The 22,623-nt window shown below is 58.8% G+C and carries 27 protein-coding genes; 19 read left to right on the plus strand and 8 right to left on the minus strand.

Translation table 11 applies throughout. From position 1 onward, the window contains the following. Positions 1–51 precede the first annotated feature (51 nt). Entirely contained in the window at positions 52–2,403 is a 2,352-nt protein-coding gene (locus tag AC0V6W_RS11425; protein WP_486151589.1) for a S8 family peptidase, read from the plus strand. A 45-nt stretch (positions 2,404–2,448) separates the two neighbouring features. On the opposite strand, the gene AC0V6W_RS11430 is transcribed toward AC0V6W_RS11425, so the two are convergent. From AC0V6W_RS11430 to AC0V6W_RS11445, 4 genes are all read right to left on the minus strand, one after another. Further along, complete coding sequence (locus tag AC0V6W_RS11430; RefSeq protein WP_486150100.1) at positions 2,449–3,519, minus strand: phosphotransferase family protein; 1,071 nt, start codon at positions 3,517–3,519, stop codon at positions 2,449–2,451. After that, complete coding sequence (locus tag AC0V6W_RS11435) at positions 3,519–4,607, minus strand: Zn-dependent alcohol dehydrogenase (RefSeq protein ID WP_486150102.1); 1,089 nt, start codon at positions 4,605–4,607, stop codon at positions 3,519–3,521. Before AC0V6W_RS11435 ends, AC0V6W_RS11430 begins: the two co-directional genes overlap by 1 nt. A 27-nt stretch (positions 4,608–4,634) precedes the next feature. Next, positions 4,635–5,972: an acyl-CoA dehydrogenase family protein gene (locus AC0V6W_RS11440; protein WP_486150104.1), complete on the minus strand. Its 1,338-nt coding sequence runs from the start codon at positions 5,970–5,972 to the stop codon at positions 4,635–4,637. A gap of 103 nt (positions 5,973–6,075) precedes the next feature. Beyond that, the gene (locus AC0V6W_RS11445; RefSeq protein ID WP_486150106.1) at positions 6,076–7,524 is read right to left on the minus strand and encodes an MFS transporter; all 1,449 of its coding nucleotides are present in this window, start codon (positions 7,522–7,524) and stop codon (positions 6,076–6,078) included. A 250-nt stretch (positions 7,525–7,774) separates the two neighbouring features. On the opposite strand from AC0V6W_RS11445, the gene AC0V6W_RS11450 reads away from it, so the two are divergent. The 4 genes from AC0V6W_RS11450 to AC0V6W_RS11465 all read left to right on the plus strand — a co-directional run bounded on the left by AC0V6W_RS11450 (position 7,775) and on the right by AC0V6W_RS11465 (position 11,781). Further along, positions 7,775–8,968 (plus strand): acyl-CoA dehydrogenase family protein, encoded by a 1,194-nt coding sequence (locus tag AC0V6W_RS11450; RefSeq protein WP_486150108.1) that lies wholly within the window; start codon positions 7,775–7,777, stop codon positions 8,966–8,968. A gap of 115 nt (positions 8,969–9,083) precedes the next feature. Continuing rightward, positions 9,084–10,223 carry an acyl-CoA dehydrogenase family protein gene (locus AC0V6W_RS11455; RefSeq protein ID WP_486150110.1) on the plus strand — a complete coding sequence of 380 codons (1,140 nt, stop codon included), beginning with the start codon at positions 9,084–9,086 and terminating at the stop codon, positions 10,221–10,223. A 12-nt stretch (positions 10,224–10,235) separates the two neighbouring features. Beyond that, positions 10,236–11,045: an SDR family oxidoreductase gene (locus tag AC0V6W_RS11460; RefSeq protein ID WP_486150112.1), complete on the plus strand. Its 810-nt coding sequence runs from the start codon at positions 10,236–10,238 to the stop codon at positions 11,043–11,045. A gap of 85 nt (positions 11,046–11,130) precedes the next feature. Further along, positions 11,131–11,781, plus strand: a complete 651-nt coding sequence (locus AC0V6W_RS11465; RefSeq protein WP_486150114.1) for a hypothetical protein — start codon at positions 11,131–11,133, stop codon at positions 11,779–11,781. 30 nt (positions 11,782–11,811) lie between these two features. On the opposite strand, the gene gmk is transcribed toward AC0V6W_RS11465, so the two are convergent. Genes gmk through AC0V6W_RS11480 form a run of 3 tightly spaced genes read right to left on the minus strand, consistent with a single transcriptional unit; the run spans position 11,812 to position 13,423 of the window. Beyond that, the gene (gene gmk / locus AC0V6W_RS11470) at positions 11,812–12,471 is read right to left on the minus strand and encodes a guanylate kinase (RefSeq protein WP_486150116.1); all 660 of its coding nucleotides are present in this window, start codon (positions 12,469–12,471) and stop codon (positions 11,812–11,814) included. Further along, on the minus strand, positions 12,468–12,896 hold the full coding sequence (locus AC0V6W_RS11475; protein WP_486150118.1) for a hypothetical protein: 429 nt from the start codon (positions 12,894–12,896) through the stop codon (positions 12,468–12,470). Before AC0V6W_RS11475 ends, gmk begins: the two co-directional genes overlap by 4 nt. 20 nt (positions 12,897–12,916) lie before the next feature. Beyond that, positions 12,917–13,423 carry an SspB family protein gene (locus AC0V6W_RS11480; RefSeq protein ID WP_486151591.1) on the minus strand — a complete coding sequence of 169 codons (507 nt, stop codon included), beginning with the start codon at positions 13,421–13,423 and terminating at the stop codon, positions 12,917–12,919. Positions 13,424–13,524: 101 nt separating this feature from the next. On the opposite strand from AC0V6W_RS11480, the gene hisB reads away from it, so the two are divergent. From hisB to pal, 14 genes are all read left to right on the plus strand, one after another. After that, positions 13,525–14,154, plus strand: a complete 630-nt coding sequence (hisB, locus tag AC0V6W_RS11485; protein WP_486150120.1) for an imidazoleglycerol-phosphate dehydratase HisB — start codon at positions 13,525–13,527, stop codon at positions 14,152–14,154. Positions 14,155–14,157: 3 nt separating this feature from the next. Further along, entirely contained in the window at positions 14,158–14,442 is a 285-nt protein-coding gene (locus AC0V6W_RS11490; RefSeq protein ID WP_486150122.1) for a YciI family protein, read from the plus strand. Continuing rightward, positions 14,439–15,059 (plus strand): imidazole glycerol phosphate synthase subunit HisH, encoded by a 621-nt coding sequence (gene hisH, locus AC0V6W_RS11495; RefSeq protein ID WP_486150124.1) that lies wholly within the window; start codon positions 14,439–14,441, stop codon positions 15,057–15,059. The genes AC0V6W_RS11490 and hisH overlap by 4 nt, the downstream gene beginning before the upstream one ends. Positions 15,060–15,275: 216 nt before the next feature. Next, entirely contained in the window at positions 15,276–16,004 is a 729-nt protein-coding gene (gene hisA / locus AC0V6W_RS11500; protein WP_486150126.1) for a 1-(5-phosphoribosyl)-5-[(5-phosphoribosylamino)methylideneamino]imidazole-4-carboxamide isomerase, read from the plus strand. Further along, positions 16,004–16,237, plus strand: a complete 234-nt coding sequence (locus tag AC0V6W_RS11505) for a hypothetical protein (RefSeq protein ID WP_486150128.1) — start codon at positions 16,004–16,006, stop codon at positions 16,235–16,237. Before hisA ends, AC0V6W_RS11505 begins: the two co-directional genes overlap by 1 nt. Continuing rightward, positions 16,234–17,016: an imidazole glycerol phosphate synthase subunit HisF gene (gene hisF, locus AC0V6W_RS11510; protein ID WP_486150130.1), complete on the plus strand. Its 783-nt coding sequence runs from the start codon at positions 16,234–16,236 to the stop codon at positions 17,014–17,016. Before AC0V6W_RS11505 ends, hisF begins: the two co-directional genes overlap by 4 nt. A gap of 14 nt (positions 17,017–17,030) precedes the next feature. Next, on the plus strand, positions 17,031–17,348 hold the full coding sequence (locus AC0V6W_RS11515; RefSeq protein WP_486150132.1) for a phosphoribosyl-ATP diphosphatase: 318 nt from the start codon (positions 17,031–17,033) through the stop codon (positions 17,346–17,348). Between the two features lie 4 nt (positions 17,349–17,352). Further along, entirely contained in the window at positions 17,353–17,730 is a 378-nt protein-coding gene (locus AC0V6W_RS11520) for a histidine triad nucleotide-binding protein (protein ID WP_486150134.1), read from the plus strand. 119 nt (positions 17,731–17,849) lie between these two features. After that, a complete protein-coding gene (locus AC0V6W_RS11525) occupies positions 17,850–18,299 on the plus strand; it encodes a YbgC/FadM family acyl-CoA thioesterase (protein WP_486151593.1) in 450 nt (149 codons plus the stop codon). A 20-nt stretch (positions 18,300–18,319) separates the two neighbouring features. Next, entirely contained in the window at positions 18,320–19,066 is a 747-nt protein-coding gene (gene tolQ / locus AC0V6W_RS11530) for a protein TolQ (protein ID WP_486150136.1), read from the plus strand. Further along, the gene (locus AC0V6W_RS11535; protein WP_486150138.1) at positions 19,066–19,497 is read left to right on the plus strand and encodes an ExbD/TolR family protein; all 432 of its coding nucleotides are present in this window, start codon (positions 19,066–19,068) and stop codon (positions 19,495–19,497) included. Before tolQ ends, AC0V6W_RS11535 begins: the two co-directional genes overlap by 1 nt. A gap of 60 nt (positions 19,498–19,557) precedes the next feature. Next, complete coding sequence (locus AC0V6W_RS11540) at positions 19,558–20,364, plus strand: energy transducer TonB (protein ID WP_486150140.1); 807 nt, start codon at positions 19,558–19,560, stop codon at positions 20,362–20,364. 3 nt (positions 20,365–20,367) lie between these two features. Further along, complete coding sequence (gene tolB / locus AC0V6W_RS11545) at positions 20,368–21,771, plus strand: Tol-Pal system beta propeller repeat protein TolB (protein ID WP_486150142.1); 1,404 nt, start codon at positions 20,368–20,370, stop codon at positions 21,769–21,771. Positions 21,772–21,856: 85 nt separating this feature from the next. Then, positions 21,857–22,378, plus strand: a complete 522-nt coding sequence (gene pal, locus AC0V6W_RS11550) for a peptidoglycan-associated lipoprotein Pal (protein WP_486150144.1) — start codon at positions 21,857–21,859, stop codon at positions 22,376–22,378. Here the strand turns inward: pal and AC0V6W_RS11555 are convergent. Further along, entirely contained in the window at positions 22,371–22,523 is a 153-nt protein-coding gene (locus AC0V6W_RS11555; protein WP_486150146.1) for a hypothetical protein, read from the minus strand. The two genes, pal and AC0V6W_RS11555, sit on opposite strands and share 8 nt — an antisense overlap. Between the last annotated feature and the right edge of the window lie 100 nt (positions 22,524–22,623).

Consider the following 22,623-nt stretch of genomic DNA (forward strand, 5'->3'; position numbering starts at 1 on the left):
ATACAGCCCGATGATAGGGCACCGATCCGCTGGAAAATCGTGGTTGCTGCGGTGGCTTGCGCTGCACTCACGGCTTGCGGCGGCGGCGGTACGTCGGGCGGAAACGGCGTTTCTTCAGTTCCGCCGCCGCCACCGCCGCCACCTCCACCTCCGCCGCCTCCACCTCCGCCGCCCCCACCTCCGCCGCCACCACCGCCCACAAATTTCGACACGCAGGAATTTCGGCGTTCTGACGGTCCATCATTCCACGCAGCGGACGAAGCATGGCGGCGCAATTTTACCGGAAACGGGGAAATCATTGCGGTGATCGATACAGGGCTGGATGAAGACAGCCCCGAATTTGCAGGCCGCGTGCATCCCAATTCAACCGATATTGTCGGCAATCGCGGCATCACACCCGAAGATGACCATGGCACCAATGTATCCCTGGTGGCCGCTGGCGGGCGCGATGATACCGGCGTTTTGGGGATTGCTTTCGATTCCCAAGTGCTCGCCATTCGCGCTGACAGCATCGGCAGCTGCGGCGATGATACACCGCAAGATGCGGGGCTGGATTGCAGTTTCACCGATAGAGACATTGCGCGCGGCGTCGATCTGGCGATCAATACCGGAGCGACTGTCATTAATCTCAGCCTTGGAGGCGGAGCCGCATCGCAGCCTCTGCTCAATGCGATTGGCCGTGCGGCTGATGCAGGCATCGTGGTTGTTGTGGCGGCTGGCAATGGCGGTGACGGTTCCGAAGCAGGGATTGATCCGGATCAGCCCGACCCCTTCGCATCCAGCCTGCAGGAAGCGGGCAATGGCAATGTCATTATTGTCGGGTCGGTCGATGCCTCGGGTAATATTTCCGATTTCAGCAACCGCGCAGGCAACTTCTCCGCGTCTTATCTGACGGCACTCGGCGAACGGGTGTGCTGCGTTTACGATAACGGCGAATTGTTCGTCGAAACGGTTGATGGCTCGCAATTCGTAACTCTGTTTTCGGGCACCAGCTTTGCTGCACCGCAAGTGGCAGGGGCGGTTGCTTTGCTGGCTCAGGCATTCCCCAATCTTTCAGCCAATGACATCGTCGAAATCCTGCTCGATACCGCGCGTGATGCGGGCGCTGCGGGGACGGATGATGTGTTTGGCACCGGCATTCTGGATCTCGCCGCAGCGGTTGCGCCGCAAGGCACAACGCGGCTGGCGAACACTGGCACGGCTTTGGCATTGGCGGATGATTTTGCGGTGGGTTCAGCCGCGATGGGCGATGCGCTGACAGGGTCAAGCCTGCGCACCGTGGTGCTCGACAGGTATGACCGGGCCTATAATGTTCAGCTTGGCAGCCAGTCGCGCTCGGCTGCGCAAGTGCAGCGTTTGCGCGGCGCGGTGGAACGCGGCGGCACAACGCATTCGGCGGGCAGTGACGCGCTGTCTCTGGCCGTTACGGTGGGTGATGGCCCGCTGGCAGGCGGCCTCAACTGGGCGCGCGATCTGCAATTGTCTTCCCGCGATGCCCAAGGTGCGCGCGTTCTGGCAGCGCGGGTGGCCGCGCGCATTGCGCCTGACATGCAGCTTGGCTTTGCCATTTCGCAAAGTGCGCATGGGCTGGTTGCGCAAATGCAGGGGAGTGAGCGCCCCGCTTTCGCCATCGCGCCTGATGCCAGCAATGATGCAGGCTTTCTGGAAAGCAGCGATGTCGCGATTGCCGCGCGCCACACTATCGGCCCGTGGGGCGTCACGCTGTCGGCTGAAGCCGGGCGCGCCTGGCTTGGCAATAATCGCCTTGTAGGCGGGGCGGCAATTGGCGTTCGCGAACGCCGCCCAACGACCACCTTTGGCCTCGCGGCTGATCGATCGTTTGGCGATTTGGATACCAATTTTGCACTGACTTGGCTCGCCGAGGAAGAGACCGTTCTGGGATCGCATTTCAATTCCGGTTTCGGGATCACCGGGGCGGATACGCTGTTCCTTGATGGGGAGGCGGGGTACAATTTTGCTCCCAATTGGCGGCTTGGCGGATCGCTGCGCGCCGGCGTAACGCGTCCGCGCGCAGGATCGCTATTGGGCTCTGGCTCGCAATTGCTGACGCAAGGGTGGTCGCTTGACCTTGCCAAACGCAGCACTTTTGCATCCGGTGACAGCATCGGTTTCCGCCTCAGCCAACCCTTGCGGGTAAGCGGCGGGGCGCTCAATTTTGAGCTGCCGGTCGCTTATGATTACGCCACCGAAACATCGGTGATCGGCACGCAGCGCCTGACGCTGACACCCAGCGGGCGCGAGGTTATGGGCGAATTTGCGTGGGGCACGCCGATGTTCTTTGGCTATGCGAGAGCCAGCGTGTTCTATCGCCGAGAGCCGGGCCACTTTTCCGCTGCGCCCGATGATATGGGCGCCGTGATCCGGTTTGATGCCAGGTTTTAGATTGCTGGCTGGAGCTTCAACCAAAATCAAAGCTCCAGCGCAGGTCTATTCGGGCATTCCCGCCGCTTTGGCAAAGCTGTAAGCGCTCGCCATCAAAGGCTGCACACGCTCGCTCATCTTTTTGGCATGAGCGGACGAGGCGGTGCCATCGATCACACGCTTTTTGATGCCCTGCATAATGCCGGCCAGCCGGAACAAATTGTATGCAAAGTACCAATCCATCGGGGGTACAGGATATCCGGTGCGCGCGACATAGCGTTCCACCGCTTCGTCCTTGGATGGGATGCCCAATTCTTCGAGGTCAAGCCCCATCAATCCCGCGCGTCCATCGGCCGGGTTGAACCAGTTGAGCATCAGATAGCTGAAATCCGCAATCGGATCGCCCAATGTCGACAATTCCCAATCCAGCACCGCGATTATGCGCGGTTCATCGCTTGCAAAAATCACATTGTCCAAGCGGTAATCGCCATGCACCACGCTTGATCCGTGCTGCGGCGGGATTGTTTGCGGCAGCCATTCGATCAAGCGCTCCATCATTGGCTGATGCTCGGTTTCGGACAGCTTGTATTGCTTTGACCAGCGCGAGATCTGGCGCGCGCAGTAATCGGTGGGTTTGCCATAATCGCCAAGCCCAATATCGCCGGGCGTATTAAGATGCAGATCGGCCATCGTATCGATCAGCGCGTAATAGATATCGCGCCGCTCGCTTGGCTCAAGACCGGGCAAAGCGCCATTCCATAAAGAGCGGCCATCGGCCATGCCCATTACGAAGAACTTGGAGCCGAGCACGCTCGCCTCTTCGCACAGGCCATATGTGCGCGGCACGGGAAATCCGGTCGGATACAGCCCCGTCATCGCGGTGTATTCACGGTCGACCGCATGGGCAGATGGCAGCAATTTGCCAAAGGGCTGGCGGCGCAGGACGTAATTTTGCGCAGGCGTTTCGATCTTGTAGGTCGGGTTGGATTGCCCGCCTTTGAACTTGGAGTAGCTGATCGGGCCTGCAAACCCCTCGACATTGGCTTCAAACCACGCGGTCAGTGCCTCAAGATCAAGCTTGTCCGCTTCTGGCACTTCGACGGTGCCGACCATTTCTGTGTCGAAATCAATATCCATTAGTCAAACACCACCACACTGCGCGCGGAATGCCCTTCGCGCATTTTGTCAAAGCCTGCATTTATATCGTCAAGCCCGATGCGCTCGGCAATGATCGTCTCGAGATCGAGCAGGCCGCGCATGTAGAAGTCCACCAGACGTGGCAGATCAACAGGGAAATGGTTGCCCCCCATAATTGCGCCCATTAGCTTTTTGCCAGACAGCAAATCCATCGCCGAAAGCCCGACTTTGCAATCGAGCGGCATCATGCCCAGGATGACTGCGCTGCCGCCGCGCCGCAAAGATGCGACCGCAAGATCAGCGGCCGCCTGACGGCCCACCGCCTCGATCCCCCAATGAACGCCGCCACTCGAAATCTCCAGGACTTGTTTTGCGGCATCATCGGCAAGAGCATCAATCACATGCGTCGCGCCAAGGGTTTGAGCGAGCTCACGCTTTTCCGGCAGCGGATCTGCTGCGATGATCTGACCTGCGCCTGCAATTTTGGCAGCGTTGATCGCGGCAAGGCCCACGCCGCCGCAGCCAACCACCAGCACGCTTTCCCCCGGTGTGACTTTGCACGCATTGAAGATCGTGCCAGCCCCGGTTGTCACAGCGCAGCCGATTACGGCGGCGCGGTCCATCGGCATGTCCTTATCAATCGCCACACAGGCGTTTTCGTGGATCAGCATCTGTTCGCTGAAGGCCGACAGATTGAGCATCTGATTGACCGGTTCGCCATTGCTGCGGGACATGCGCGGCGCATCGCCTTTGCCGCGCCGGGTGGCTGCGCCCAGGCACAAGGCCATGCGGCCCGTCACGCAAAATTCGCAAGTGCCGCAAAAGGCGCTGAGGCAGGATACGACGTGATCGCCCGGTTTCACCGTGCGCACTTCACTGCCCACAGCGCGCACCACGCCCGCTGCTTCATGCCCCGGTATCGCGGGGAGAGGATGCGGATAGGCACCATCGATAAAGTGCAGATCGGAATGGCAAAGCCCGCAGGCCTTGGTGTCGATCAGAACTTCGTGCGGGGCAGGATCGGCAAGCTCAATATCGCCGATCGCAAGCCCTTCGCCCGGAACTTCCAGGATTGCTGCCTTTGCCATTTGTCCTCTCCCCTAGCGCGCCGCGCGTTAGCGCGCTGCGCCGATATCACCTGCGCTCATACCGCCATCATTGGCCGCATCACCCACGCCGCCACCGCGCAGCGCGTTTGCGCTGGGGCCTGCTTCGGGCACATGCTTGCCAAATTCCATGCGTGCAATGGAGCGGGCGTGCACTTCGTCCGGGCCATCGGCCAGCCGCAAAGTGCGCTGATGGGCATAGGCAGAGGCAAGGCCGTAATCGTTCGATACGCCGCCGCCGCCATGGGCCTGAATGGCATCATCAATGATCTTGAGCGCCATATTGGGAGCCTGAACCTTGATCATGGCGATTTCCTGCTTGGCCGATTTGTTGCCGACTTTGTCCATCATATCGGCCGCTTTCAGACACAATAGGCGCGTCATATCGATATCGATCCGGGCGCGGGCCACGCGTTCTTCCCAAACCGAATGCTTGTAAATCGGTTTGCCGAAAGCTTCGCGTTCCTGCAGGCGCTTGCACATTTTTTCGAGCGCTTCTTCGGCGCAGCCAATGGTGCGCATGCAATGGTGGATGCGGCCCGGGCCAAGGCGCCCCTGCGCGATCTCAAACCCGCGTCCTTCGCCCAGCAGCATATTGCTGACAGGTACGCGCACGTCTTTCATTTCCACTTCCATATGGCCGTGAGGTGCGTCGTCATAGCCAAAGACGGGCAAGTGGCGCAGAATGTTCACGCCGGGGCTGTCAATCGGCATCAGCACCATGCTTTGCTGCGCATGGCGTTTCGCTTCAAAATCGGTTTTGCCCATCAGGATTGCGATTTTGCAGCGCGGATCGCCCAGGCCAGAAGACCACCATTTGCGGCCATTGATGACATATTCATCGCCATCGCGTTCAATCCGGGTTTCGATATTGGTCGCATCGGATGAAGCGGTGAACGGCTCTGTCATAAGAAAGGCAGAACGGATTTCGCCGTTCATGATCGGACCCAGCCATTGTTCTTTCTGTTCAAGCGTGCCGTAGCGGTGGAACACTTCCATATTGCCGGTGTCAGGCGCGGAACAGTTGAACACTTCTGATGCCCAGCCAATGCGGCCCATTTCTTCGGCGCACAAAGCGTATTCGAGATTGGTCAGACCAGGGCCGTCAAATTCGAATGTGTCATCGACATGGTGGTGGCTGTCATTGCGCGGCGGCATGAACAGGTTCCAGATGCCCGCTTCTTTGGCGAGCTTCTTTTTGTCTTCGATGATCTGAATGACTTTCCAGCGATCCCCCGCCGCATCCTGTTCGTGATAGGTGTCCATATTGGGGCGAACATGCGTTTCGATGAAATCGCGCACGCGGTCGCGCCAATAGACCTGTCGTTCTGTCGGTTGGAAATCCATAGGGTGATCCTCTCTAGTCCTGAATTGCAATCGAATCTGTTGCGGGCGACCGTGGCAGAGCGGATTGCCTGCGCCAAGCTCTCATTTGTGGCATTGGGCTTTGCTACATGGCATCTGGCTGAGGCCGTAGCGACAACCGTTCAATGCGCGCTTCGTGTTCTTCGCGGCTGATCGGGAACCGGGCGAGCCAATAGGCCGCGACAAGCGCCAGAATGATGGTTAGGCCGGCAAAGGCAGTGATGATGGTTGCAATGACATCAAACGGCACTTTGGTCGGATCAGCGCCCTGTTCAAGCTGCGAAAATCCGATGATCTGCCCGGTCAATGCCGCACCAAAACCGGTGGCGCATTTCTGCACCAGCCAGTTGCCCGAATAAAACGATCCCTCTGCGCGGCGTCCGGTGCGTTCTTCAAATGCCTCGACTATTTCTGCCAGCATGGAAGTGGACGAAATCATTACCACCACGCCGAACATATTGGCGAAAATGACGAACAGATAATACAGCACGGTCGATGAGAAAGAGGCGATTGGCGGCCACAAACCTGCAAGAAACAGCCCATAAGGCGCAATGCCGATCACAAGCGCGAGGATCGCAGACCAGGCAGCGCTTGCAGGCTTGCCGAAACGTTGGTGCATGGGCGCCACAATCATGAACATGCCGATCACCGACACCACCAGCACAAACGGATAAGCGGTCAAGCCATTGAGCCAGACAGGAGCCCAATCGAACGTCACCCGGTCAAGCTGCCAGACATAGACATTGAGAAAATTGGAGATGGAGAAATTCATCCCCTGGCTGATATAAGCGGCCAGCGCTCCGGCGGCGAAAATCAGAAACGCCTTTTCGCTGAAGGCCTCAACGATTTCGCCAAAGGCATCCTTGACGCTGAAAGGTGGCGGCTTTTGTTCGGGCAAATGCGCAACCAGCTTGTGCTGGCCAATGGCGGACCCGAGCACAGCCACTGCCATCAGGACCGCGCCCACCGTTCCCCATACCGGATAGCCTGCCTGATTGAGCAAGCCGTTCTCGCCCGGCATGAACACGGTATAGGCCAGCACCATCATGAGAATGCCGCCAAGCCATCCTGACAGAAAGCGAAACCGGAACAAGGTGGTGCGCTCATCGTAATCGGACGTAAGTTCAGGCACGAGGCTGATGGAAGGCACTTCGCAGGCCGACAGCAGCACCCGGATTGTCACCATCAATCCCAACAGGCCGAGCGCCGATGGCGCCTCACCACCGGGAGGGGACCACAGCATCACCCAGACAAACGCCAGCGGGATCGGCGCGGCATAAAGCCAAGGCAATCGCCTGCCCCAACGGGTGTAAGTGCGATCAGAAAGATATCCGATGATCGGATCGACAAAGGCATCGATTAACAAGGCTGCGAGCAGGATCAGCCCGACGAGGCCCGCATCCATTCCCAGAACCTGACTGTAGTAGAACAGCAGGAAGAACAAGAACCCCCCATCCTTGACCCCAAATGCCACCGCGCCAAAGCCATGAATGAGCTTTAGCCGCATCGGCAATTTGCCTTGTACAAAACTCATTGCGCCCCCTCACCTGGGTGACAATGCTCTGCGAATCCCGTCATTGTGGTTCTCCCAAACCTTGACCCTAAGCCTAGGCTTGCGATGTTTTTCGTCAATGATGTGTGTGGCCAAAGACCGGTGACGCTACGGCAAGCGAGGGCGTTTGCGCAAAGCGGCCGAATTGCGGTTTGAAAGCTTGCAGGAAGGCGCGAAATAACGATAACGTAAGCGTCAAGTGGGAGCTTATTTGAGAGGAGTTACGCCTGTTATGGCTGATCTGGAAACATTCCGCACCGAGACGCGGCAATGGCTTGAGGCAAACTGCCCGGCTGAAATGCGCGAGCCTGTACGCGATGAAGAAGACGTCTATTGGGGCGGCCGCAATGCGGTGTTCAAAAACGACGCGCAAAAGGCTTGGTTCGAAGCGTGTGTAGCAAAGGGCTACACCGTGCCAGCATGGCCAAAGGCATATGGCGGGGCCGGACTGGAACCGGCTGAGGCGAAAGTGCTGCGCGAGGAAATGGGCCGCATTGGTGCGCGCCCGCCGCTCAGCTCATTCGGTATCTGGATGCTTGGACCCGCTCTGCTGAAATTCGGCACTGAAGAGCAGAAAAAACATTTCCTCGGCCAGATCGCCCGCGGAGAAATTCGTTGGTGCCAAGGATATTCAGAGCCCGGCAGCGGCTCGGACCTCGTATCCTTGCAAACCTTTGGCGAAGACAAAGGCGATCACTGGGTCGTCAATGGGCAAAAGGTCTGGACCAGCTATGCCGATCATTGCGACTGGATTTTCTGCCTTGTCCGCACTGACAAGAACGACAAATATCGCGGCATCACATTCATGCTCTTCGATATGGAAAGTGAAGGCGCATCAACCAAGCCGATCAAATTGATCAGCGGCAATTCGCCTTTCTGCGAAACCTTCTTTGACAACGTAAAGGTGCCCAAAAGTTACGGCGAAGGTATTCCTGCACAAGTCGGCGAGATCAATCGCGGCTGGGACGTGGCGAAATATCTGCTGGGTCACGAGCGCGAGATGATTTCGGGCGCGGGCGGCGGTGATCGCACCTCTGCCATTGGTGCCGCGATGAAACGCCATGCGGCCAAGACCGGCGATGAGATTGATCCCGTTTTGCGCGCAGAACTGGCGATGTTTGATGTCGATGCGCTTGCCTATGGCGCGATGGGGGAAAAATTCCTCGACGAGATCAAGGTGGGCAAAGCGCACCCGGCGCAGCCAAATATGATGAAATATGCGGGCACCGAGCTGAATAAGCGCCGGCATGAATTGATGATGACAGCAGGCGGTTCGCGCAGCTTGGAATGGGAAAGCGACGAGACCGAAGGCGGCAAGCCATCGCGCAACTGGCTTCGCACCAAGGCCAATTCGATCGAAGGCGGCACGTCAGAAGTCATGCTCAATGTGATTTCCAAACGCATTCTCGAACTGCCTGGTTCGTAAACACTATTGGCGTCACCCCAGCGAAAGCTGGGGTCTCGTGCCGCTAGAGGAACACCCGGCGGCAGACGATCCCAGCTTTCGCTGGGATGACGTTTCTTGAGAGGACGAAACACAAATGCCCCTATATCACGACGAAGATCAGGCCATGCTGGCCGACAGCGCAAGCGGCTTTATGGCCGAAGAAGGCAATATCGCGAAACAGCTGCGCCATTACCGCGATGGCAATTGCCCCGATGGATTTGGCCACAAGCTGTGGAAGCAAATGGCCGAGATGGGCTTTACAGGCATGCTTGTGGGCGAAGAGGATGGCGGGCTTGGCATGGGCCATGTCGAAGCGGGCATTGTGCTGGAGGAGATTGGCCGCAATCTTACGCCTTCGCCGTTTCTGACCAGCTCCGTTCTGGCTGCGACCGCGCTCAAACATGGCTCGTCCGATATGAAAGGCCGCTATCTGCCCGGCCTGATCGAAGGCGACAGCGTCTTTGCCGTGGCGATTGATGAAACCGCAAAACACCGGCCCAGCCGGATCGCTACGCGCGCTGAGAAATCGGGCAATGGGTTCAAATTGTCGGGCGCAAAAACCTTCGTGATCCAGGCGGTTGCCGCCGACATGCTCGTGGTTGCTGCGCGTACCAGCGGATCGGACGATGACAATGATGGCATCACCTTGTTTGCCGTGCCCAAAGATGCCGCGAACATGACGCAGGATCCTGTGCGGCTGGTTGACAGCTCGGTTGCAAGTCACATCAAATTTGACGGTGTTGAATTGGACGGCGATGCCGTGATCGGCGACGTTGATGGCGGCCGCGATATTCTCAACGCTATGCTCACTGCCGGCCGTGTGGGTGCAGCCGCCGAAGGTGTGGGCGTCGCCAGCGGCGCGATGGATATGACCATCGATTACCTCAAACAGCGCAAGCAATTCGGCACCCTGATCGGTGAATTCCAGGCATTGCAGCACCGCGCCAGCCACCTTTATTCCGAAGTTGAAATTGCGCGCGCTAGCGTCATCAAAGCGCAGCAATTGCTGGATGCAGGCGCTGAAAGCGCTGATCTGATGAGCTCTGTTGCCAAAGCGAAAGTCGCCAAGACCGCAGGGCTTTCGGTGAAAGAAGGCGTGCAGATGCACGGCGGCATCGGGATGACTGATGAATATGACATCGGCCTTTACATGAAGCGCGACCGGGCTTTGCAGGAATTTTTGGGCGATGCCTATTTCCACGCGAACCGCGTCGCTGAACTTAGCGGATATTGAGGAAGCAATTGCATGGATATCCAATCCCTGTTCGGCCTTGATGGCCGTATCGCATTGGTCACGGGCGGCAGCCGCGGCATTGGCAAGATGTTTGTCGAAGGTCTGCTGGCCGCCGGCTGCGTCCGGGTTTACATCTCGGCGCGCAAAGTTGAGCAGATGGAAGCCACCATTGCCGAATTTGGGGCTGATAAAGTGATCGGCATTCCCGCTGATCTGTCCCAGATGGACGGCATGCAGCATGTTGCCGATGAAATGGCTAGCCGCGAGGACAAGCTTGATATCCTCATCAACAATGCGGGCGCTGCTTGGGGTCAGGATTATCTGGAATTTTCCGAAGCGGGCTGGCACCGCACGATGGACCTGAATGTCAAAACGCCGTTTTTCCTGACCCAAAAACTGCACGATCTGCTGGTGGCAGCGGGCAAAGGCGATCATCCGGCCAAGGTTATCCATGTGTCCAGCATTGATGGCCAGCGGATCAATCCCTGGGAAACCTATCCCTATCAGGCATCAAAGGCTGCGGTGATCCAACTCACCCGGCGCATGGCAGCTCGGTTGATACAGGACAATATCATCGTCACTTCCATCGCGCCGGGCGCTTTCGTCAGCGAAATGAACCAGGCGGCCAAGAACGATCCTGCCACCAGCGCGGCGGTTATCCCGGCCAAGCGCATCGGCACCAAGGAAGATATGGCAGCGGCGGCGATATACCTGTGCAGCCGGGCAGGCGATTACGTCGTCGGCGATACGGTGACAGTGGATGGCGGCATCGTAAACGCGGCTTTGCCAGCATCGTTCAGCGATCCATCGGGCGGCGTATAACGGGGCCATATTGGATGGGGCGGCGTAACGGATCGCGGCGCGCGCGCGTATAGGTCTGTGAACCTGCCCGTTATTCGGAGAGACCATGATGGCTGCGCTGTTTTTCCCTCGCTTTGCTGCTTCGCTTCTGGTTGGCGGAGTTTTCGCTCTGGCTCTTGCTGCGCCGCCGCTAACTCCGCTCGCTGCGCAAGATAGCGAGGAAGAGCGCGCGCCTGCCCCTGATTTCAGCGACGAAGCAGCCCCCGATGAAACGCCGCAGGAACCGGCCGCTGAAATGGCTGAAGCGCTTGACCGGATGGGCGAAGTGATTGCGGCGCTGGATGGCGAAGCGAGCCGCACCGGCAACAATTGGCAGTTTAATCTCGATGAGCAATTGATGATGGTCGTCACCGATCCCAAAGCAGGGCGGATGCGGATCATCACTCCGATCGCTGAGGCTTCTGCCCTTCCCGAAGGCGGGATGGAACGGTTGATGCAGGCCAATTTCGACACCGCTCTGGATGCGCGATATGCGGTGGGTCAGGGCGTTGTATGGGGCATTTTCCTCCACCCGCTCGACAGCCTGACGACGCGCGATTTTGCGAGCGGCATTTTGCAGACCAAATCGCTGGCCGATACATTTGGCACCACTTTTTCAAGCGGCGCGCTGAATTATGGCGGCGGCGATAGCGGCGCGATCATTGAAGAACAGCTCAAACAATTGCTGGAAGAACTGGAACAGCGCGAAACCGTTTGAGCGCCAGGCGCTAGAGCCTGCTCCCAGAGGCTATCCCATCAATCCGCGCACAAACGGGATCAGCCCTGTCTGGCGCGTGCGGCGCATCCGTTCTGCATCGAGCACTTCGCACACGCGGGCAAAGCATTCGTCCACATCGTCATTGATGACGACATAATCATATTCGGCCCAATGGCTGATTTCATCGCGCGCGCGCTCCATGCGGGCATCGATCACGCCTTCGGAGTCCTGCGCGCGTGCTTCCAATCGGCGGCGCAATTCATCAAGGCTGGGCGGCAGGATAAAGACGCTGACCACATCCTGCGCGTCTTTTTGATAAAGCTGCTGTGTGCCTTGCCAATCAATGTCGAACAGGAAATCGCGCCCCTCTTTCAACGCTTCGCGGATGGCGCCTTTGGGCGTGCCGTAGCGGTGGCCAAACACCTGCGCCCATTCGTAAAAGTCATCCTCTGCGATCATCGCATCAAAGCGCTCTTCGGAGACGAAATGGTAATGCACGCCGTCTTCTTCGCCGGGGCGGGGCGGGCGCGTGGTGGCAGAAACCGACATTTCGATATGACGGTCCGCTTCCAGCAGCATACGCGACAGGGTCGTCTTGCCCGCACCAGAAGGAGAGGACAGGATAAAAAGCAGCCCGCGCCGTTTCAGCGCATTGGTTTGCAGCGGAGGCGCGGTGCGTTCAGCGGTCATGCGCCAGGCTCTTCGCGCGTGAGAGCGGGGCGATCATCAGCAGCCGCGCGCGCCTTTTGGACACTGCGCCCGCGATCATAGAGCGTTTTGACCAGCACCCCGCCTGCCACCAGCGCAAGGCCCGGCACGGACCGGGTCGCAAGCTTGCTCGCCCCATACAGCGCAAGGCTGGTGACCACGGTGCGCCCGTCGATCAGTTCGCGCGCTTTGGCAGGATCGTAAGCGGCAACGACCATGCGCTTTTCCAGGTGGTCAAGCACAAGGCGGCCCGCGGCTTTCACAAGCAGCCCGGTGATCACCGCATTGGTGGCGGGATTGGTGCTGGGCAGGGGCAGCGATTTTGCATGTTCGCCCGCAGGCGCGTTGTCACTGAGCGAGCCGCTTTTGCTCGCGCCTTTCGCTTTCCCACGGTTAAGAATGCCCATCAGCCAAACGCCTTCCCGCGCTATTTCTTTCGGCCAAAATCCACTGAGACGACGTTCGAGCCATCGCCATCACCGCCCGCGCCATCTGTGTCGTCATTGCCTTCGGTGCCGTCATTTTGCGCCGCGTCATGCTCTTCGGGCGCAAGATCATCGACAGCGGCCTGAAACTGCAGACCAAAATCAACCGCCGGATCAACAAAGGCTGTGATCGCGGCAAAGGGCACTTGCAGTTTGGCAGGGATTTGATTGAACGACAGGCCGACCGAAAAGCCTTCTTCGCGCACTTCGAGTTCCCAGAACTTGTTCTGAAGCACTATCGTCATTTCATCGGGAAAGCGATCTTTCAGATGCTGCGGGATCGATACGCCGGGCGCGGTGGTTTTGAATGTGATGTAGAAATGATGCGTTCCCGGCAATTCGCCGCCGCCGCTTTGAATCTCGCCCAGCACGCGGCCCACAACCGCGCGCAGCGCTTCCTGCACGATTTCATCGTAAGGTATTAGGCTGTCAGGCGTTTCATCGGTCATGATGGTTAAAGAAGTGGCTGCGCGCGCGCCGATGGTCAAGACCTGTTCGACAACTATCCGGGATTGCACGAGGCTGACAGGCGCTTATAGCGCGTGACACTATGACACAAAACGCCTCTCAATCCGCTCGCGTTCCTGGCAGAACCGGTCACATTGCGCGCAAAACCGCCGAAACCTCGATTGATATCGCGGTCAATCTGGATGGCACAGGCGTTTATGATGTTTCGACAGGGATCGGCTTTCTCGATCATATGGTGGAGCAGTTTTCCAAACATTCGCTGATTGATGTCACGATGAAAGTGACCGGCGATCTGCATGTCGATCAGCATCACACAACAGAAGACAGCGCCATCGCATTGGGTCAGGCGCTGTCTGATGCGCTGGGCGATAAAGCGGGGATTGGCCGGTACGGTGCAGCCTATTCGCCCATGGATGAGACATTGGCGCGCGTGGCGCTTGATATTTCAGGCCGTCCGTTTCTGGTGTGGAATGCCGCGTTCACTCAGGAAAAGCTGGGCGAATGGGACACCGAACTGATCGAACACTGGTTCCAATCGGTCGCGCAAACCGCCGGGATCACGCTGCATATCGAATTGCTGTATGGCAGCAATAATCACCATATTTGTGAGAGCATTTACAAAGGGTTCGCCCGGGCCATGCGCATCGCAGTGGAACGCGATGTGCGCAAAGGCGACGCGGTGCCGTCAACCAAGGGGCAATTGGGCGGATAGGCCATGTTTGTGATTGATCTGGAATACACCGCCGCGCTTGATGTGATTGATGCGCTTTTACCCGATCATCAGGCGCATTTGCGCAGCGGCCATGCGGACGGCGTGTTTTTAAGCTGGGGCCGCAAACAGCCGCGCACGGGCGGTATCATCCTTGCCGTCGGAACCCGCGAGGCTGTTGAACTGCGTGTGAGCGATGATCCTTTTGTGCGCGAGGGCGCTTGCAAAGTGACGATCACCCAGATGATCCCGACATTCGCTGCCAAGGGGCTGGAGGCGTTGACGGCGTGACCACCGCGCTCATCGATTATGGTGCGGGCAATCTGCATTCGGTTTACAACGCTTTGAAAGCGGCTGGAGCGGATGTGACCGTTACCGCTGATGCAAGCACAGTGCGCACCGCCGACAGGATCGTGCTGCCGGGGGTTGGATCGTTTAAAGCGTGCAGCGATGGTTTGCGCGCGCTGCCCGGCATGATCGAGGCGATGGAAGAACGCGTGCACATTGGCGGCGCGCCGTTCCTGGGCATTTGTGTCGGCATGCAATTGCTGGCCACGCGCGGGCTGGAATTTGGCACGCATGAAGGGCTGGGCTGGATCGCGGGCGAAGTGCGCCTGATCACGCCCAGCGATCCTGCGATCAAGGTTCCGCATATGGGATGGAATGATGTGGCCTTGCTGCCCCATGCAAAAGGGCATGCAGTGATTGATCCGGGCGAGGCGTATTTCCTCCATTCCTATCATTTCGCTGCCGAAAACCCGTCGGATATCACCGCGATGACCGATCACGGCGAAGGGCTGGTCGCAGCCGTGGCGCGCGACACAATGCTGGGCGTGCAATTTCACCCCGAAAAGAGCCAGGCCTATGGTTTGGCGCTGCTAGAGAGGTTTCTGGAATGGAAGCCGTAGAGCCTTCGCCGCAAAACATTTCCTACAGCGGGAAATTGGGGCAGAGTTGCACAGCGGCTAAATCGCAATTGAAAGTGCCGAAATGCTAAAGGTTACACTTTTGAAACGGAAATGGGCCTCAAACTCAGGGGATGCGGGGCTTTGCGCCCGCGCACAACTTTTGCAAAAACCCCTCTCAGCGGTCCATGTCTCAGCCCCAAGCATGAAGGAAATGCCATGATCGTCTTCCCCGCCATCGACCTGAAGGCAGGCGAGGTGGTGCGCCTATCCGAAGGCGATATGGACCGCGCGACGGTTTACGGCGATGATCCTGCTGCGCAAGCCGCGCTGTTTGCTGAGGCCGACGCGCAGCATCTGCATGTGGTGGACCTTGATGGCAGCTTTGCCGGCGAAGGGCGCAATGCAGAGGCGGTGAGAGCGATCATCAAAGCGTTTCCCGGCCATGTGCAATTGGGCGGCGGTATCCGCGATGCAAGCGGGGTCGAAGGCTGGTTCAAGCTGGGCGTTGCGCGCGTCGTTATGGGCAGCGCCGCGCTCAAAAACCCCGAATTCGTGCGTGACATGGCCCGGGAGTGGGAAGGCGGCATCGTGGTCGCGGTGGATGCCAAAGACGGCATGGTCGCAACCGAAGGCTGGGCCGAGGTTTCCGATGTGCCTGTGGTCGATCTGGCAAGGCGATTTGAGGATGCAGGCGTTGCCGCGCTGCTGTTCACCGACATTGGCCGCGATGGGCTGCTGAAAGGCGTGAACGTGGATGCGACGGTTGAACTCGCCCGGCGCGTTGACATCCCTGTGATCGCGAGCGGCGGGGTCAAGGGATTGGATGACATCCACGTGCTGGCCGCTCATGCAAATGAGGGAATAGAAGGGGTGATAACAGGCCGTGCGCTCTATGAAGGCAGGCTGGACCTGGCCGCGGCGATTGCGATGGGGAACCGGGCGTGATGATCGCATTGCTTGGCACGATGTTGATGTTCGCTCTGATCTTGGCATTCATCGCCGGGCAAACCCGTGTGACCTTGGAGGCGCTCCAATCTGGCAAAGCGGGTTGGGGTAAGTATCGGGGGAACAAAGAAGCGTCACCTGTGAAGTACTACACTTGGATAGCCATCTACATCCTGTCTCTGGTGATTGGCCTTTCCTACGTTTTGGCCGCAATTCGGGTGATCCTCACATGACAGTCCGCATTCGCGTCATCCCCTGCCTCGACGTTGCTGATGGCCGCGTGGTGAAAGGGGTCAACTTCGTTGATCTCAAAGACGCAGGCGATCCGGTGGAGCAGGCGCGCGCCTATGACGCGGCGGGCGCGGATGAGCTGTGCTTTCTCGACATCTCGGCCAGTCACGAAGGGCGCGGGACATTGCTCGATATCGTCAAACGGACAGCTGAGGTGTGCTTCATGCCGCTGACGGTTGGCGGCGGGGTGCGCAGCGTGGATGACGCGCGCGCGCTGCTGCTCGCAGGGGCGGACAAGGTGGCGATCAACTCAGCTGCCGTTGCGCGGCCAGACCTTGTGGCAGAGATCGCCGCGCGCTTTGGCAGTCAATGCGTGGTGGCCAGCGTTGATGCGCGCAGCGTGGTGCCGCCTGTGGGCGAAGAGGCACCCAAATGGGAGATCTTCACGCATGGCGGACGCAAACCGACCGGCATCGACGCGGTCGAATACGCGGCCAAGGTGGCTGAGCTTGGCGCGGGTGAGCTGCTGGTGACCAGCATGGACGGCGATGGCACGCAGGCTGGCTATGACCTTGCGCTAACCCGCGCAATCGCGGACCGCGTGAGCATTCCGGTCATCGCCAGCGGCGGTGTGGGGACGCTGGATCACCTCGTGGACGGCGTGCGCGAAGGCGGGGCGAGCGCGGTGCTGGCCGCCTCGATCTTCCACTTTGGCACGCACACAATCAGCGAGGCACATGCAGCGCTGCGCGAGGCAGGCTTGCCTGCGCGCGGGGTATGAGGGAAGAGGGCGGGATGACAGACACTCTCCAACGGCTCGAAGCCACGATCGCGGCGCGCGCTGATGCTTCGCCTGATACAAGCTATGTGGCCAAGCTGAATGCGAAAGGCGTGGGCGCCATCGCGCAGAAAGTGGGTGAGGAAGCGACCGAGGCGGTGATCGCAGCGGTTGCTGGCTCTCCTGATGAGCTGACAAGTGAGGCGGCCGATCTGGTGTTCCACCTGCTGGTGCTGCTGCACAAGCGCGGTGTGTCGCTTGAGGATGTGACCAGTGAACTGGCGCGGCGCGAAGGGCTGTCGGGCCTGGATGAGAAAGCGCAAAGGAGCCAATAGAGCGATGCCAATCGATGCCACCCAGCCCTATGATGATGACAACATCTTCGCCAAGATCCTGCGCGGTGAGATACCCTCTGCCAAGGTTTATGAGGATGAATGGGCCTATGCGTTCGAGGATATCAACCCGCAAGCAGACGTGCATACACTGGTGATCCCCAAGGGCCGGTATGTCAGCTGGGATGACTTCAGCGCGAACGCGCCTGATGCTGAGATTGGCGGGTTCGTGCGGGCTGTCGGCAAGGTCGCTCGGATGAAAGGGCTGGTTGAACCGGGATACCGCTTGCTTGCCAATGTGGGCCAGCATAGCGGGCAGGAAGTGCCCCATCTGCATGTCCACCTGTTTGGAGGGCATCCCCTTGGCCCCATGATCGCGCGGTGATTGCTGGCGGGTTGAGGGATCGGTTCATCGCGGGTGGAACACCCATAATCCTGCATTCAGGTGGACATCTACACAGCTTGGCTATGCAGGGATTTGCAACCGCGCTAACCGATTGAATGATGAGAAGGCCAAACCTCCCCGGCGGATTGATCGATGGTTCGCGCCACCTGTACGGCGTGCGGGTCTATTACGAGGATACGGACCTTTCAGGCATCACCTATCATGCCAATTACCTGCGCTGGTTTGAACGCGCACGCTCTGACTTGTTGCGATTGCTGCGGATCGATCAGCGCGCTGCGATTGAGGCGGGCGAAGGCGCCTATGCGGTGACAGAGATGAACATCAAATACGTGTCTCCGGCCAGGCTGGATGATGATGTGATCATCACCACCACCAGCACCCAGATTGCGGCGGCCTCTGTGCGGATGGAGCAAGCTGCACGGCGCGGCGATGATGTGCTTTGCACAGCGCAAGTGCGTGCAGGCTTTCTCACTCTCGAAGGCCGCCCGCGCCGCCAACCGCAAGAATGGCGCGATGCCTTTCACACCTTTATGACCGCTTCATCCTGATCAAAGGACCATTTTCGAAAGTGTCACTCACCACTCTGACATCACAAGTCATCGCCGCCGCGTCACAGGTCTCTCTGGCTGCTCCTGCGGCTGGCGCTGCATCCACCCGGCTTGACCCGGTGGAGCTGTTTCTCGATGCCGATATCGTCGTTCAGGCCGTTATGGCTGGTTTGCTGATCGCCAGCATTGCGGTGTGGGCAATCAGCATCGCCTTTGCCTTGCGCATTGGCGGACTGGAGAAATCAGTCGATGGCTATCAGTCTGAATTCTGGGAAACGCGTGATCGCGACGGCATGCTGACCAAATCGGCCCGCGCGGGCAATCCGGCGGCGCGTGTCGCAGGGGCGGGGATGGATGAATGGAAGCGCTCCAAAGCCGGGCCTTCGATTGATCGCAGTGCCGCACGCGACCGGATCAGCGCTGCAATGGAAAGCCAGATCGCTGAGGAAGCCGACGAAACGGCAGGGCGTTTGGGCTTTCTTGCAACCACCGGATCGGTCGCGCCCTTTGTCGGCCTGTTCGGCACAGTCTGGGGCATCATGAACAGCTTCTTCCAGATCGGCGCACAGGAAAGCTCATCCCTGGCAGTGGTCGCGCCGGGCATTTCAGAGGCCTTGTTTGCGACCGCAATCGGTCTGTTCGCTGCTATCCCGGCAGTCATCGCCTATAACCGGTTTTCGGGCCGTGTGGACCGATATGAAGCGAAACTTCAAAGGTTTGCTGACAAGGTTCACGCAGGGCTCAGCAGGGAACTGGACAAAGGCTGATGGGGGCCGCACTCTCCTCTAACCGCCGCGGATCGCGCCGCTCGCGCCGTGCGCCGATGGCCGAAATCAACGTCACGCCCTTTGTTGATGTCATGCTCGTCCTGCTCATCATCTTCATGGTGACAGCCCCGCTCCTTGCAGTGGGTGTGCCCATTGAATTGCCCGAAAGCGCGGCCAATCCGGTCAATCAGGATCCTGAACAGATCACCGTTTCGCTCAATGAAGAAGGCGCGATCTTCATCAACAATGACGCTGTGCCCACTGGCGGTTTCCCCGCAGCTCTTGCGCAAACGGAGCGGGGCGCAGATGGGCAATTGCCCGTCGTCGTCTTTCGCGGGGATCGCAGCGTCGATTATGGGCGGACAATGGCCGTTCTGGGTGAGCTCAATCGTGCAGGCTTTACCCAGATTAAACTGGTGGCAGAGCCATGATGGGCAACGCAGCTTGCCCGGTCACCTCGGATTCATCGAGGCGCACTTAGCGTTGAGGTAATGATGGCTGAGGCACGAACATATCGCAATGAAGACGGCATTGGACTGGCCGTCGCTGCCGTTTTACACGTGGCGGTTGTCGCATTGCTATTGCTCCAGCCTGTGCGACTGCCTGATACCATCCCAGAACCTGAAGGCATCGCCGTCAGCCTCGCAACCGATGTGAGCTTGACATCCACGGCGCCTGATCCTGTGCCGGAGGCTGCGGCGGCTACTGCTCCCGTTCTGGGAGAAGTTCCGGTGCCTGAGCTGAGCGATCCTGTCCCGCTGCCCGATAGCGCGCCGCCTCCGCCGCCACCTTCGCGCTCAGTAGCGCCCAATCGCTCGGCATCCGCGCCTGCTGCGCGCCCAACGCCGCGAACCCCAGCGCCGTCGCCGCGCGCTACGCCCAGCCGGCCAAGCGGTGGAAGCCGGATTGGCGATGACTTCCTGCCCGGTGCAGGCACGTCATCGAGCAGCACCGAAACACGCATCCCGGCAAGCCAGATTGGTGCGAGTGCGCGCGCTTCTCTGCAGGCTGCGATCAACCGTCAGATCAAACCGCATTGGAGCGCGCCCAATGGAGTTGATGCGGAAAAGCTGGTTTCGATAGTGTCTTGGCAGCTCAGCGAGAACGGGTCTTTACGCGGTTCACCTCGCTGTAAAACCAACGCAAATAGCATAACCGCGTCCAATCGCCCGCAGGCAGGATTGCATTGCGAGCGCGCCATTAAGGCTATTCGTCAAGCTGCGCCTTTCGATCTCCCGGATGAATATTACGAAGCCTGGAAAAACATCACCGCTTGGCGGTTTGATAGAAGGTTGTGACCGATGAAACGTGCATTTATTCTGTTTGTCTTGAGCTTATCTACTCCCCTCGCAGCGCAGAACACCGATCTGGGCGAGCCAGTGGCAGAAGGCGGAGACGTGAACACCGTCTTTGAAGATAGCTCGCCGTTGAGTGAAGGGGGCCTTACGGGCTCCACCACCGATGAAAGCGCGTGGGAAGATCTCGGCATTGCCATCCCCGCTTTTGCTACCAATGCTGACCGGTCAACCCCTGCCAATTCGGGCGGAACGGCGGCGCTGGGGCAGGAAATCGCGCGCGTCATCACAGCCAATTTGCGCAATAACGGCCTGTTCAAACCGACTGGCCCAGACAGTCTGCCGCAGCCGCCATTCTCGCAAATCCGCAGCCCCAGCTGGAGCACGTGGAATTCGCGCGGTGCCGAAATGCTGGTACAGGGTTTCGCCAACGCAAGACCTGACGGCAAGCTGGTGGTGGGATGCTATCTTTATGATGTGGCTCTCAAAGATGAACTTATCCGTGAAGGGTACGAAGTGCGCCCGGCTGATTGGCGGCGCGCCGCGCATAAATGCTCCGACCTGATCTACGCGCGGCTGACGGGGGAAAGCCCGTTCTTTGACAGCCGCATCGCCTATATCGCCGAAACGGGACCAAAGGATAAGCGGGTCAAACGCCTTGCAGTGATGGACAGTGATGGTGCCAATCACCGCTTTCTCACCCTTGGCAGCGCCACCGCACTAACACCGCGATATTCGCCCGATTATTCTAAGATCCTGTACCTGTCCTATGTCGATGGCAATCCGCGGATCTATGTCTACGACATTGGCCGGGGCAGTCAGACTTTGGTGACAGAGAACAAAAGCCCGACACTCGCCCCGCGTTGGGCACCGGATGGCCAGCATATCCTGTTTTCCATGGCGGTTGCAGGCAACACCGATATTTACCGTGTCCCTGTAACGGGTGGGCGGATTACGCGGCTAACCGATACGCCTGGGATTGATATTGGCGGATCGTATTCGCCTGATGGCAGCAAGATCGTTTTCGAAAGCGATCGGTCTGGGTCGCAGCAATGCTATGTCATGAATGCTGATGGCACAAACCAGCGGCGCATCACCTTTTTCGGAGGGCGCTGCGCGACACCAGAATGGAGCCCGCGCGGTGACCAGATCGCGTTCACGCGCATTGCAGGCGACTTCAATGTCGCAGTGATGACGCCAGCGGGGCGTAACCTTCGCGTGCTGACGAACGGATGGCAAGATGAGGCCCCGACATGGGCGCCCAATGGCAGGATCATCCAATTTTTCCGTACGGCGCGCAATTCGGGCAAATCGAACCTGTGGCAGGTTGACCTCACCGGCCAGAACGAACGGCGTCTGCCAACCCCGGTTGATGCATCTGATCCCGCCTGGGGACCAATCCGGCCCTGATGGGGCTTGCCGATACGACCGATTGATGCGCTATTTGTATGATAAGCGATTGCGCTGACGAATGCTCAAAGAAAGGATAGTCTTGATGAACAAGCCTCTTGCCACCGCACTGCTGCTGGCCTCCGTCAGCGCGATTGCCGCATGCTCGAAAGAAGCGCCTGAGGAATTGCCGCCGCCACCGGTGAATACCGCGACACCAACCCCGGCGCCGCCGCCCACTAATACGGCGGGTGTTGCAGGGCCGGGTACACAGGCCCATTTCCGCAATGCTGTGGGTCAGTCCACGGTCGTTTTCTTCGATACAGATCGCTTTAACATCGACAGCGCGGATGCCGCCGCTTTGCAGGCGCAGGCGCAGTATTTCGCGCAATATCCCTCGCTGACTTTCACAATCGAAGGCCACTGCGATGAGCGCGGGACACGCGAATACAACCTTGCCCTGGGCGAACGGCGCGCCAATGCGGCGAAGAACTACCTCGTCAGTCTTGGCATTTCACCAGACCGGATCACCACGGTCAGCTTTGGTAAGGAGCGCCCCGTTGCGCTTGCTTCAACGCAGCAAGCCTGGGCTAAAAACCGCCGCGCGGCCAGCGTATTGATCAATTGACCTGAGCAGTGATGATGGGTGCCGGGGCGCTGATGGCGATCCCCGGTGCTTGCCCTGCGTCAAAGCCTGAAAACTGAGCAACAAGGCACAGAGCTGCCAGCGCGGCAGTGCTGAAAATGCTCGAAATTTTGAGTTGCTGGCTCATGCGGTTCCCTGTGTGAAAGCGCCGCGATAACGACACTTCGTAAACGTAGTATTGCAATGCAACATTTTCAATTGCAACTGGTTCCTCCAATTTACGAAAA

This window comes from Erythrobacter sp. JB1-7, assembly GCF_057365015.1.

Coding starts and splice junctions, on each gene's coding strand:
- AC0V6W_RS11430 (WP_486150100.1), bottom strand. CDS start 3,519: ATGGATATTGATTTCGACACAGAAATGGTCGGCACCGTCGAAGTGCCA.
- AC0V6W_RS11435 (WP_486150102.1), bottom strand. CDS start 4,607: ATGGCAAAGGCAGCAATCCTGGAAGTTCCGGGCGAAGGGCTTGCGATC.
- AC0V6W_RS11440 (WP_486150104.1), bottom strand. CDS start 5,972: ATGGATTTCCAACCGACAGAACGACAGGTCTATTGGCGCGACCGCGTG.
- AC0V6W_RS11445 (WP_486150106.1), bottom strand. CDS start 7,524: ATGAGTTTTGTACAAGGCAAATTGCCGATGCGGCTAAAGCTCATTCAT.
- AC0V6W_RS11450 (WP_486150108.1), top strand. CDS start 7,775: ATGGCTGATCTGGAAACATTCCGCACCGAGACGCGGCAATGGCTTGAG.
- AC0V6W_RS11455 (WP_486150110.1), top strand. CDS start 9,084: ATGCCCCTATATCACGACGAAGATCAGGCCATGCTGGCCGACAGCGCA.
- AC0V6W_RS11460 (WP_486150112.1), top strand. CDS start 10,236: ATGGATATCCAATCCCTGTTCGGCCTTGATGGCCGTATCGCATTGGTC.
- AC0V6W_RS11465 (WP_486150114.1), top strand. CDS start 11,131: ATGATGGCTGCGCTGTTTTTCCCTCGCTTTGCTGCTTCGCTTCTGGTT.
- gmk (WP_486150116.1), bottom strand. CDS start 12,471: ATGACCGCTGAACGCACCGCGCCTCCGCTGCAAACCAATGCGCTGAAA.
- AC0V6W_RS11475 (WP_486150118.1), bottom strand. CDS start 12,896: ATGGGCATTCTTAACCGTGGGAAAGCGAAAGGCGCGAGCAAAAGCGGC.
- AC0V6W_RS11480 (WP_486151591.1), bottom strand. CDS start 13,423: ATGACCGATGAAACGCCTGACAGCCTAATACCTTACGATGAAATCGTG.
- hisB (WP_486150120.1), top strand. CDS start 13,525: ATGACACAAAACGCCTCTCAATCCGCTCGCGTTCCTGGCAGAACCGGT.
- AC0V6W_RS11490 (WP_486150122.1), top strand. CDS start 14,158: ATGTTTGTGATTGATCTGGAATACACCGCCGCGCTTGATGTGATTGAT.
- hisA (WP_486150126.1), top strand. CDS start 15,276: ATGATCGTCTTCCCCGCCATCGACCTGAAGGCAGGCGAGGTGGTGCGC.
- AC0V6W_RS11505 (WP_486150128.1), top strand. CDS start 16,004: ATGATCGCATTGCTTGGCACGATGTTGATGTTCGCTCTGATCTTGGCA.
- hisF (WP_486150130.1), top strand. CDS start 16,234: ATGACAGTCCGCATTCGCGTCATCCCCTGCCTCGACGTTGCTGATGGC.
- AC0V6W_RS11515 (WP_486150132.1), top strand. CDS start 17,031: ATGACAGACACTCTCCAACGGCTCGAAGCCACGATCGCGGCGCGCGCT.
- AC0V6W_RS11520 (WP_486150134.1), top strand. CDS start 17,353: ATGCCAATCGATGCCACCCAGCCCTATGATGATGACAACATCTTCGCC.
- AC0V6W_RS11525 (WP_486151593.1), top strand. CDS start 17,850: ATGAGAAGGCCAAACCTCCCCGGCGGATTGATCGATGGTTCGCGCCAC.
- AC0V6W_RS11535 (WP_486150138.1), top strand. CDS start 19,066: ATGGGGGCCGCACTCTCCTCTAACCGCCGCGGATCGCGCCGCTCGCGC.
- AC0V6W_RS11540 (WP_486150140.1), top strand. CDS start 19,558: ATGATGGCTGAGGCACGAACATATCGCAATGAAGACGGCATTGGACTG.
- tolB (WP_486150142.1), top strand. CDS start 20,368: ATGAAACGTGCATTTATTCTGTTTGTCTTGAGCTTATCTACTCCCCTC.
- pal (WP_486150144.1), top strand. CDS start 21,857: ATGAACAAGCCTCTTGCCACCGCACTGCTGCTGGCCTCCGTCAGCGCG.
- AC0V6W_RS11555 (WP_486150146.1), bottom strand. CDS start 22,523: ATGAGCCAGCAACTCAAAATTTCGAGCATTTTCAGCACTGCCGCGCTG.